The organism is Pseudozobellia thermophila (genome assembly GCF_900141855.1).
GTDB lineage: Bacteria > Bacteroidota > Bacteroidia > Flavobacteriales > Flavobacteriaceae > Pseudozobellia > Pseudozobellia thermophila.
The window spans coordinates 106,643-119,159 of the sequence record NZ_FQYU01000003.1 but is presented as its reverse complement, the minus strand read 5'-3'; the positions used below and the strand labels follow the sequence as shown (position 1 = coordinate 119,159).

Below are 12,517 nucleotides of genomic sequence, written 5' to 3'. Positions count from 1 at the left end.
CCAATCTAACTAAACTACTACTACATTTTTAACGATAACCATTATTTGTGGGATCGGACTCCAACAAATTGGGGTTTAATTCCAACTCTTGCAATGGTATTGGCAACAGTACGTGGTATGGTTTTATATTTTCATTGGGTGTCCAAAAGCGATATTCAAGGTTTTGAACAACATCCATAAGAATACCCCATCTGATCAAATCATATCTTCTATGGGCCTCCCCGGCCAATTCCCATTTTCTTTCGTCGTAAATTGCTTCCCTAAACTCTTGCTGACTAAGACCGGTAAGCTCCCATTCTACCTGTGTTTCATAGGCCCGTTGACGAATAGGGTGAATATACCGGTAAGCATTACCAGGACCGTTCAGCTCATTTTCACATTCTGCGGCCATTAAGTAAACATCCGCCAGCCGGAATACTATCCGATTATCCGAGTGATTGAAGCGTGGAGAGTTTTCCACATCCAAATTCCAAATTTTGGCCATATAGGGAAAATTCAAATCGAAGCCCAAATAATTGTCTACAATGTTCAATTGTCTTCTTAAGTCGTTCTCAGGGAATTTTTCCGCAAAATCTTTAGACGCCACTTGTAAACCGGTACCGTTAAAGGCCTCTCCCCTTTCGCTTAAGGCCGCTGCCAGGGCACTTCTTTCGTCGGAATTCTTTGGTTCATCCCGCAAACGAGGACTGAACATACTTGGTCTCCAGTTGCCATTGCCAAAAACAGAAGGTAGTGAACCATCGGCCCTTACCGTACCTTCTTCAAACTGGCCACGAATGTCCTTGGCAAAATCCAATGACCAAATTATCTCTGCATTGTATTCGTTTTGGGGATCAAACACCTCAGCATAAGTTGGCATTAAAGTGTGAGGGGAAGTATCGATTATTTCCAAGCATTTATTAAGTCCTTCACGCCAATTTTGCATTTGCATATGGATTTTAGCCTCAACCACGGCAGCTGCCCATTTTGTGGCCCGCCCTCGTTGAGCTTCTTCATAAGAACTTTTCAAATGTTGCTGGGCAAACTGTAAATCACTTAAAACACCGGCAATAATGGTTTCTTTATCAGTTCTTGGAAGCACGTTTACCTCATCAATCGACAAAGGATCCACATAATAGGGGGCATCTCCCCATAAGTTGGTTATATGCCAATAACACAGTGCCCTTATGAACCTGGTTTCTGCTATAATTTCAGTTTGCACTTCATTACCTATGGCCGAATTGTCCGATACCTGGTCAATAATGATGTTCGCATTATAAATGATCCTATACAAATCTTTCCATGTGTCGGAAACACTCATTTTCTGTACGGATACATCGGCCAAGGCCTCATTCATTGAATAGTTGCCAATGGGTTCAACAAAATTTGCGGATCGGTTGGGCTCAATAATATCAGCTCCATTATCGTAAAAGTGATCAAGACCTACTTGCCCGTAAATTGAATTGTTCTTGAGAATGGCATAAATACCATTTACCGCCTGCCTAACATCATTCTCCGACTTAAAAAAGTTCTCTGGTGCAATTAAGGACCGTGGTTCCTCCTCTAAGAATTTTTCACAGCCAAAAAGCGAAAAAATTAATAAGAAGCTAAAAATTTTATGTGTTGTTCTCATCTTAATTAAATTAAAAAGTTACATTTAGACCTAGGGTAATCGTACGTGGATTGGGGTACTCACCATTAGAGTACCCTTGGGCTATATTACCTAATCCGTTTCTACCGAAACTACTAGTCTCGGGATCGATCAACCTGAAGTTTGAGAATAGAAGCAGGTTACTACCCGACACGTAAATATTCATATTCCTTACACCATCCCAACCTATTTTCTCAACGGGAAAGTTGTACCCGATTCGAGCTGTTTTCAAACGGATGTGCGATCCATCTTCAACATATTCCGAATTACTTGGGGTATTGGTTACCGAATCGCCACCGGCCCTTGGAATGTCCGAATTTTGGTTGTCCACCGTCCATCGGTTTCTGATATCACCAAATTTTGTGGTTTCACCCCTGTTAAAATAGTGATTACGCGTTCTTAGGTTATATACCTCATTACCTTCAGTACCTTGAAAATAAAAGGAGAAATCCAGGTTCTTGTACGAAAACGTATTTTCAAGACCAAAAATTAAATCGGGTGTCGGGTCTCCCAAAACCACATTATCTTCCGTAGAAATAATTCCGTCGCCATTTAAGTCCTCAAATCGCGCCCCTCCGACCACTTGGGGATCGGTAAGGCCCGAAGCATCTATTTCTTCTTGGCTTTTCCATGTACCCAAATAGCGAACCCCAGTGAATACAGGTACCGGTTCGCCAACTATAAGCCGGGTATTGCCCGATCCCAAAATGGCGTCTACGGTTACATCGATAAAATCCACCCCACCAAGATCAAGGATTTTGTTATTGTTCGATGATAAGGTAAGCGTCGACTTCCAACTGAAGTTGTCATTAACAATATTGGTAGAATTAAGTAAAAACTCCCAACCTTTATTCTCCAATGAACCTACATTCTGTAATTGACTGGTAAAGCCGGATTGCCTTGGTATGGTCACATCTAGCAACAAGTCGTTCGTTTCTTTATGATAATAGTTGAATTCGGTAAAAAGCCTTCCGTTAAACATAGACGCCTCCAAGGCAATATCGAGCGATGTGGTAGTTTCCCACTTCAAATTCGGGTTTGCAGGCCTACCCAGGGTTAAACCAGGTACCTCAACACCATTGAGTGTAGTATTTGCCTCTGTCAATAAACCCAGAGTTCTGTATGGATCGATGGCCTGGTTGCCTGACTTACCGTAACTGGCCCTTAGTTTCAATTCCTTAAACAGGTTTTGATCCTGCATAAAAGATTCTTCACTAATCTTCCATGCACCTGCTATTGAAGGGTAGAACTCGTACTTGTTACCTTCTGAAAAAACAGAGCTTCCATCTGTTCTACCTACCAGGGTAAGCAGGTATTTATCCTTGTAACTATAATTTATCCTTCCAAAAAAAGAAGCGATTTGAAAGCCATTAAAATCACTTGATACTACCGACCGTGTGGGATCTGAAAAACCCAAATTATCAAAGCCCGTTGCATCGCTCGTAATACCAAAGGCCTCCGATTCTACGATTTCGTTGGCCACCTTCTGAAAAGAAGCGCCCGCCAGCAAGGTCAAACTATGGTTTTCACCAAAATCGCCATTGTACTGAATCGTATTCTCATTGTTCCAACTGGTGCCCGAAACAGTTCGTACACTTGCCCTTCCCAAATCGCCCACGACCAATAAATCGGGACTTTGGCTTGAAATGAACCTATTCTGTTTTATATTATTGAACTCAGGGCTGAATGTCGACCTAATGTTCCATTGGGGCCAAGGACTGTATTCCAAATAAACCGTGGCCAATAAGTTGTTTGTAAAGGTTTCATTGGTATTTAATTTTGCATTGGCTATGGGGTTCGACCACGGTGAGCCTATTACCTCATCAAAACCGTTATAAGTACCATCTTCATTATAAATGGGTTGAGTTGGTAAATTGGCGAATACATTACCGAAACCTACAACCCCGTTATCTTGATTGATTCTGGAATAGTTGAACCGAAAACCAGTTTTTAACTTGTCGTTAAGCTTGATATCGATATTCGACCTAAATATGTATTTTTCTATGCCCGAGCTGATTATTAGACCATCTTGGTTAAAATAGTTCAATGAATTGTAATAATTTACATTTCCGTTTTCAGAAGAGCCTGCAATGGAAATATCAGCATTGTAAATCGGCGAAGCTCCCATTAAAAGGTCATACCAATCGTTATTGGGATAAGTAGAGGGGTCATTGGGAAAGGGAACGGCCGCCCCCCTGAACTCGGCACTTTCATTGGTAAATGCAATCTGCTCGGCCTGTGTTAGCATGTCAGGTTGTTCAGGTACCAATTGCATTCCGGTATAAAGCCCTATATTGATTTGAGGCTTCCCATAGCCCGCGCCAACGCCGTTTTTAGTGGTGACCAAAACCACACCATTGGCGCCGCGGGAGCCATAAATAGCAATCGATGAGGCATCTTTTAAAATCTCAATCGATTTGATGTCGTTCGCATTTATATTGTTTAGGTTGAAGTTGGTTCCCACGACGATTCCATCGATTACCCATAAAGGTTCGTTGCTTCCCGTTATGGAATTACCTCCCCTAACCCGAATCACGGTACCGGCCCCTGGTGCCCCACTAGTTTGGGTGACTTGAACACCGGCCGCCCTACCTTGTAATACCTGGTCGACCCTTGAAGAGGGGACTTGAGTAATTTCCTCGGAACTTACAGAGGCAACAGAACCCGTCAAGTCCGATTTTGTGGTTGTTCCATAACCTACAACAACTACCTCGTCCAGCGCTTGTGTATCTTCTTGTAAGGTAATATTCAATACGGTTTGACCTTCTAATCTTACCTCTCTCGTTTGATAACCTATATACGTAAAAACAAGAATATCCTGACCTGATGCAAGTTCAATGGAAAAATTGCCATCAAAGTCCGTCACTGCCCCGTTGGAAGTATTTTTTTGCACTATGTTGACCCCTGGTATGGGTACGCCTTGGTCGTCTGACACCGTGCCCGTAATTTGCTCCGATTGCCCGTAAACACTGTGCAGACCTGTAAATATTGAACAGAAAATCATAAAGACTTTCCAACATCTTAACGAATCATGTTTAATCATTACTTAAAATTTAGTTGAGTTAAATAAGAAAGAAGTACAACCGATTATCAATATTCGATTAGGCCAATTCAAATCGCTTTTACATTTTCTTAACATTAGACAATTATAATGTTCTTTAGGCACGATACTTACCTGTACTGTGCTGTCTTTCAATGGTTTTGTACTTTTTTACTCCTTTATTGTACGATGATACCCCTCTTAGTGTGATAACCTGGTTAATATTAGATTAAAATTGTCTAAAGTCTCTGTGTTGCACTAACCATCAATTCTCTAAAAGGGAACCATCTATTCAATATTTAGTATTGGAACAATAAATTAATTATGGAAATATTCGATTATATCAAGATTGATGAAAATTCAAGAATCCCTAAATACCAACAAATCGTTGATTCGATCATCCATAATATTTCGGTAGGAAACCTAAAAATCGACGATAAAATCCCTTCCATCAATAGTTTTAGCGAAGAGTATATCCTTTCACGCGATACGGTAGAGAAGGCTTACGGAATATTGAGGGAGCGAAAAATAATTACATCCATACGGGGCAAGGGCTTTTATATTTCCCGGACTAAATTGATATCCAAGGTCAACATCCTGTTTTTGATCAATAAACTCAGTTCCTATAAAATGCGTGTCTATAACTCTTTCATTGCAAGAATGGCCAGCATGTCGCACACGCACTTACATATCTATCACTGTGAAGAAGAGCTTTTTTTGAATATCCTCGAAAAGAACCTCAACGCTTATGACTACTATATTATAATGCCCCATTTTAAGACCGAAAGTTTAAAACACATCACGGTAACTCCAAAGGTCATCCAGGCCATTCAAAAAATACCGAAAGACCAATTAATAATTATGGATAATGCTATTAGGGAATTAGAAGGGCCTTACATCGAAATATATCAAGATTTTGAAAATGATATCTATTCTGCATTGAAAGAAGGCCTCCCCAAAATTTCCAAATATAACAAGCTTTTTATCGCCTATCCGCAAAATTCGGTATACCCCTACCCGAAACGAATATTGCACGGCTTCAGAAAGTTTTGCGTAGAGTTTGATCTTGAGTTTGAAATTCTTAACGAGATTTATGATGACATGATTCTCAAAAGCGGGGATTTATTTATTACTATCAATGAATCGGATTTGGTAGTGTTGGTCAACCAGATTAGAAACCAAGAATTTAAATTAGGGGAAGAAATAGGCGTGATTTCCTACAACGACACCCCTTTAAAGCAGTTATTGGGCATTACCTGTATTTCGACCGATTTTCAAGAAATGGGTGAAATGGCCGCTAAAATGATCTTAGAGAAGACTAAAGGTAAAATCAAAAATCCGTTTAGGCTTATTGACAGAAATTCTTTGTAATTATTCGATTTACCATTTAAGATACCGACCCTTTTGACACCGCTAAATTCATACAACTGCTAAAGGTGTGTATTTCTTACCAAACCCAACGAGCAAAGGCTTTTGAAATACAGGACAAACTATACCCCCTTAAGACGTTGGCACTTCCAAATAAAGTTTTACATGGAGTACGACCGGCAAGAACAACGATGTGGATATCGTTTCAATCGAAGACTTAAGATAGCGATACTACCTAATTGAACAACCAAGTATATATGTAGTAGTTGAACTATCTTCTGCAAGGCTACCATTTGTATTTAAACCAATATGAGAAAGAAAAATATTCAGTGGCCATAACGGTGGGGATTTTCCCCTAAAATATAAAGGGTTTGTGAAACCGTTGCCAAACCATTGGAAGCCGTATCTACTGAATACCAAATTGGTGTAAAATAGTATTTAGCGATAGATCCACAGGAGCCAATGTAGTTTCACAAAAGGTTATACTAGTGGAAATCGAACTACGGGCGTTTTGCTTTTTCAGCCAGAAGTGGCCGAAAAATCCCAAAAGACACATCAAGAAATTTAAATATATTAAAAGGGGTCCGGCATTATAAACGGATAGTATCGCCAAGGACTGCTATTTCACGCTTTGTAACGGGGCGTAGCGATAAAAACCCATCCAACAACAATAGGATCGATCGCCTTTCTCACCTATGGCCCAACCGCACAAAAAAAGAAAGTTTTAAGCAAGGCCCCTTATCCGGCGTTATAGAGTCGTGGCAAAAGCGGGTAAATTATTCCGTCATTGATAATATGGATTAAAAACATGAAAAGCCCAAAGCACCGGCCCGCGACTACCTTCTCTACTCTAACTTATATCGATTGGGACAATAAGGGTGCCAATATTTCAGAACCTAAGTGTATTTCGTTGGATTTTAGAAGTAATTTGTCGAGATTTGAAATACCAATAATAAGACCAGTATCATATCTGCTGGGCGGCCCCTTACATAAAGTACGGAGAAATTAAGGTAAACCAGCGCCATACGTGGACAAGTTATTGGCAACGCCATGAAAATACCGACTTAAGTACTGCGATAGTGGTGCCCTATAGTAATGGTCGGGCTATGAGTATTTTTAAGCGATCATAATGACCAGAGCGATTTTTTCGCCCATCTTGAAATTGTAAATGGAAAAGCTATCTACTAGGCCGGTCTCCTTTAACGAGTAAAGAGGGGCAGAAAGCTTTGTAAACCGTTTGGAATGCTTTCGAAACCCTCTGTAGGCTGAAACCAAAAGACCACCTCCAAGTATTTAAATCCGATTGCCGAGTCAGAGTTGAAACAAGAAACAATTACAATTATGGGCAAATTAAAAGACTTTCAGAAATTGGTAATAACAAACGCTTCTCATGTAGAAGGGTTACGCAAGGGCGATATAGCACCTGATTTTACCTTGCCTGATGCCTTGGGTAGGCCCGTGACCCTATCGGAAACCTTAAAACAAGGTAGGGTAATCATTAAGTTTTACAGAGGGGAATGGTGCCCCATTTGTAATTTAGATCTTCGGGAAACCCAGGCAAAATTGCCGGAAATTAAATCATATGGGGCTACGATTCTTGCCATAAGCCCCCAAAAACCGGACGACGCCTTAACCATCAAGGAAAAGAACGCCTTGGCGTATCCGGTGCTGAGCGATATCGACCAACAGGTCATTAAGGCCTATCGTCTTCAGTTTGACCCAGGAATTGATTACCACAACAGAAGAGACTTGACCCAGCTAAATGGAGATGGTTCCAAAACGCTTCCGGTACCTGCTACATTCATTGTAAATTCTGACCGAAAAATAGAAGTGGCCCATGTAGAAGCCGATTATACCCAACGATTGGGAATAAATGAAATTCTTTCCGCATTAAGGAAGCTCACCGAAATGTGAATTCAAGGCACCCAAGCCTTCACGTTTAAAATACCTCCCATCTCACCGATTTAATCATTGACAATGAAATATGGAGAGCCATTGTTTCTTAACTAACTTCGGGGGCTCTATTTTTACTGTCCGCCTTTTGACAGCCTTAAAATATTTATAAAACTGTTCGAAGTACAGGATAGTACCAGACAGATTCAAACATTGGGTATTGTAATTTGACCCCATAATAAAACCTACAAATTGCAAACCGAATTTATGCATTTCAAAATTTGGCTATGGGTACTGCTCTTAAGTTCATCGAGTATCACATCCCAAATAAAACACGGCCTTAGAGACGAGTTAGGCAGACACCTAATTGCCCGAGGCTTCGTTGTTAACACCAATGACCATAAAGGCGAAGTCTTCTTCAATTCCAATGATTATCAAAGAATGGTACGCATGGGTGCAAATACGCAAGTAGTACGCTTGGAATTGGGCAAATTGAGCACGTTCGACGACGGGAATTTGGATCCAATCTACTTAAAAAAACTAGACTCGCTCGTAATGTTGGGAAGAAACGTGGGAATACAGACCATTTTTAAATTAACCGTTTATGGGGTTAAGGGCTTTTCATGGGAGGCTTTTTGGAAAAACAGGAAAAACGAGCAAAAAACATATATCGATGCTTGGAAGGCGATATGGAAGAGGTATGCGCACAACAAGTGGGTGCTTGGCTATGACGTTGTAAACGAGCCAAGGAAATTAACGATGGATATTTCTTATGATGCATTGACCAAGAACTACTTGATTCCCCTTTACCAAAAAATAATTGACGAGTGTCAAAAAATTGGTCCCGATAAAAAGATTTTGCTGCAATCCATATTCATGAACAAAGGGGAGGCCATTGACAACAATCAATATGCAGAGATTGCCACGCCCATCAACCGCGACAACATCATCTTTGCACCCCATATCTATCAAAATAAAATCGATTACATCAAGCCCGTTATGGATCGGTTCGACACTGAATCTGAGTTGTTGAAAGCCCCGATTTTAATAGGGGAATGGGGCTTCCCCACCTTTGCAACAACAGACACCCTTACATCTGGTCGCCTGGGTCAACTAGAGTATAGGGAGCTTTACATAAAAACGGCCGAAGTTTTTGATCGCATGGGTGTAGGTTCTATAAAAGCTTGGTTTTTAGGGAATAGAAGTATGCAGAATTTTCTTCCGGGCGGCCCCTCGACCTGGGCCATTTTCAGCGATCAAACCGATGCCGGTACCGTTGAACGAAAATACATTACCGATGTAATCGCAAGGCCTTTTCCACAAGTCATAGCGGGCGATATACATTCTTTCTTTTTTGATTTTGCCACCCGCACATTGGATTTGGAACTTCAATCGGACAATAATAAAGGAGCTTCCAGAATTTTTGTCGGTGCCGATCGACATTACCCTGACGGCTTCTCCATTCTGATCAACGATGATTTCGTGTTATACCACGACCCACTGAAAAAAATGGGGCTAGAGGTCTTTAAATCACCCATGAACGCAAATCCCGACGATTTCATTTGGGACGATTACAACCAACAATTGATTGTCTTAAAATGGCCTGCCAACAACTCTAAATTGCATATAAAGATTACACCCGGTCTGCGAAATTTTGAAGCTACCGAATAAAAACCATGCTCTATTTAATTTAACAACAAGCACGTTCGCCTAAAACGCTATTGCGCCTAAATTGTGAAGTGGAAAATATCAATACTATGAACAAGACGGAGGTCTTCCGTTAGTTAAAACAACAAATAAATTGAAAATGAAAGCAAAAAAAATAATTGTACTCTTGGTAGTCTTAAGTACCGGATTAAGTTCTTTCGTATCAAAAGAAACAGGGGTTCGCAATTTGGTTACCGAATACAAAACCAATCCAATTGGTATTGATATCCAAAAACCCAGATTAAGCTGGCAATTGCAATCAGATGAAAAGAACGTGCTGCAAACAGCCTATGAAATTCGCGTGGCAGGTTCAAAAGAAGAGGTACTATTAGGAAAAAACTTAATCTGGAGTACCGGAAAGATAGAGAGCGACCAATCCGTCAATGTAGTCTATGAAGGCCCCGAGTTAAAATCCATGTCACGAGTATATTGGCAGGTACGCATTTGGGACCACAAGAGACGTGTATCTAGGTGGAGCGAACCCGCTTTTTGGGAAATGGGTATTTTGGATAAGGCCCTTTGGACCGCTAACTACATAGCCATGAACGATATTACTTCCGAAAAAAAATCGCATCCTTCCCAGTACTTTAGAACGGAATTCAAGACAAAAAAAGCAATCAGATCGGCCCGGGTTCAAGCTACTTCCCTTGGTCTGTATGAACTTTATCTCAACGGACAAAAAGTGGGAGATGAGCTTTTTACACCGGGTTTTACCTCATATCACAACAGGCTGCAATATCAAACTTACGACGTTACCGAAATGCTAAAAGACAACAATGCCATCGGGGCTATTGTCGGCGATGGTTGGTACCGCGGCAATATCGGTTGGATGGGTGATTACGCGCATTACGGAAAACAATTGGCCCTCTTGGTCCAATTGCAGATCACCTATATCGACGGCACCAGTGAAACCGTCATTACCAATAAAGATTGGAAGGCTTCTTATGGGCCTATCTTAGAATCTGATATGTACAATGGTGAGAAGTACGATGCCCGTTTGGAAATGACGGGGTGGTCAAAGCACGGATTTGACGACAGTGCATGGCAACAAGTAGAAATCCTAAACCATTCAAAAGATATTCTAGTAGCTCCCCAAGGGCCACCTGTAAAGGCTATAGAAGAAATCAAACCCAAAGAATTAATTATTACCCCTAAGGGTGAAACCGTATTGGACCTGGGCCAAAATATAGTTGGATGGGCCCGAATGAAAATCCAAGGCCCCAAGGGACATAAGGTGACCCTCAAATTTGCCGAAGTTCTAGATAAGGATGGTAATTTTTACACCAAGAACTTACGTGCCGCGAAAGCTACCGACAGTTATATTTTAAAAGGGAAGGGCGAAGAAGTTTTTGAACCACATTTCACCTTCCATGGCTTCCGATATATTCAGGTAATCGATTTTCCTGGAGACCTCAAGCTTGAAAATATTACGGGCATAGTCGTTCATTCCGACATTGCCCCGACCGGAAGCTTCAGCACATCGGACCCTATGATCAATCAATTACAGAGCAATATCCAATGGGGGCAACGCGGCAACTTTTTAGATATTCCTACCGATTGCCCTCAACGTGACGAACGGGCAGGTTGGACGGGTGATGCCCAAGTCTTTAGCATGACAGCCGCCTTTAATTTTGAAGTCGCCACTTTTTACACGAAATGGCTAAAGGATTTGGCCTTGGACCAACACGACAATGGACTGGTACCCAATGTCATACCAGACATCTTAAGCAGAGCAAAAGGAGTTGCCGCCAAGGGCGGGGCAACGGGTTGGGCCGATGCAGCGGTCATTATTCCTTGGACGGTATATCAATCGTATGGGGATAAAAGAATACTGGAAGAACAGTATAGCAGTATGAAGGGGTGGGTCGATTACATGGCTTGGCAATCTGGAGAGGATTACCTCTGGAACAACTCCAAACATTGGCACTGGGGAGACTGGCTGGCGTACGATGCCAACAGCCCGGCCTATAATGGATCGGTTACCGAAAAAGATTTAATAGCAACCGCCTATGCCTACTACTCAACCACTTTGTTCAGTAAAATTGCTTCGGTACTGGGCAAATACGATGATGCCAATAAATATGCTGATCTGGCTAAAAATATCAAAGAGGCCTTCGTTCAGGAATATATTACCCCTAATGGCCGTTTGGTGTCACACACCCAAACAGCATACGCCATGGCGCTCTCTTTTGATTTGATACCCGAACATTTAATCGAAAAATCGGCATCATATCTTGCCCAGGACGTTAAAAGGTTCGGGCATTTGACCACAGGCTTTTTAGGTACCCCCTTGCTATGTAAGACACTTTCAAAAATAGGTAGGGACGACCTCGCTTTTATGCTATTGAACCGCAAAGAGTTTCCTTCTTGGCTCTACCCTATTACCATGGGCGCCACCACCATTTGGGAGCGTTGGGATACCCAAAAACCAGACGGAACCATTATCGAAGGCATGAACAGTTTTAACCACTACTCCTACGGAGCTATTGGCGAGTGGCTCTATACCCATGTCGGTGGCTTACGTACAGATCCCGAAAACCCAGGTTATAAACACATTATTTTTGACCCCCACCCCGGGGGCGGACTAACTTTGGCCAATACAGAATTTAATTCCCTCTATGGAAAAATACAATCTAACTGGAAAATTAAAGACAGCCTTTTTGAATATGAAATCCGCATTCCTCCAAACACAACGGCAACCGTAACACTACCGGGGGCAAAGACCGAAAACCTGATGATTGACAATCAGATGGGAAAAATGATAAAACAAAAGAATGTGACCAAAAACGTTGATGGGCTTCAACTTAAGTTGGGATCGGGTAATTATACCTTTACATATCCCGTAAGCGATTTAAATTCTGTTTTGAACCATTAAACAC

6 protein-coding genes are annotated in these 12,517 nt (G+C 41.5%); 4 read left to right on the top strand and 2 right to left on the bottom strand.

Annotated elements, in window-relative coordinates; genetic code table 11:
• Positions 1-28 precede the first annotated feature (28 nt).
• Together BUB37_RS10415 and BUB37_RS10410 are read right to left on the bottom strand one after the other, a co-directional pair.
• The gene (locus tag BUB37_RS10415) at positions 29-1,612 is read right to left on the bottom strand and encodes a RagB/SusD family nutrient uptake outer membrane protein (protein ID WP_072993141.1); all 1,584 of its coding nucleotides are present in this window, start codon (positions 1,610-1,612) and stop codon (positions 29-31) included.
• 10 nt (positions 1,613-1,622) lie between these two features.
• Complete coding sequence (locus BUB37_RS10410) at positions 1,623-4,634, bottom strand: SusC/RagA family TonB-linked outer membrane protein (protein WP_072993971.1); 3,012 nt, start codon at positions 4,632-4,634, stop codon at positions 1,623-1,625.
• Between the two features lie 360 nt (positions 4,635-4,994).
• Between BUB37_RS10410 and BUB37_RS10405 the strand changes: the two genes are divergently transcribed.
• The 4 genes from BUB37_RS10405 to BUB37_RS10385 all read left to right on the top strand — a co-directional run bounded on the left by BUB37_RS10405 (position 4,995) and on the right by BUB37_RS10385 (position 12,513).
• On the top strand, positions 4,995-6,041 hold the full coding sequence (locus BUB37_RS10405; protein WP_072993138.1) for a GntR family transcriptional regulator: 1,047 nt from the start codon (positions 4,995-4,997) through the stop codon (positions 6,039-6,041).
• A gap of 1,338 nt (positions 6,042-7,379) precedes the next feature.
• Entirely contained in the window at positions 7,380-7,952 is a 573-nt protein-coding gene (locus BUB37_RS10400) for a peroxiredoxin-like family protein (protein WP_094766679.1), read from the top strand.
• A 246-nt stretch (positions 7,953-8,198) separates the two neighbouring features.
• The gene (locus BUB37_RS10390) at positions 8,199-9,602 is read left to right on the top strand and encodes a cellulase family glycosylhydrolase (RefSeq protein WP_072993967.1); all 1,404 of its coding nucleotides are present in this window, start codon (positions 8,199-8,201) and stop codon (positions 9,600-9,602) included.
• 136 nt (positions 9,603-9,738) lie between these two features.
• Positions 9,739-12,513, top strand: coding sequence for a glycoside hydrolase family 78 protein (locus tag BUB37_RS10385; RefSeq protein ID WP_072993129.1), 2,775 nt, complete (start codon positions 9,739-9,741; stop codon positions 12,511-12,513).
• Positions 12,514-12,517 lie beyond the last annotated feature (4 nt).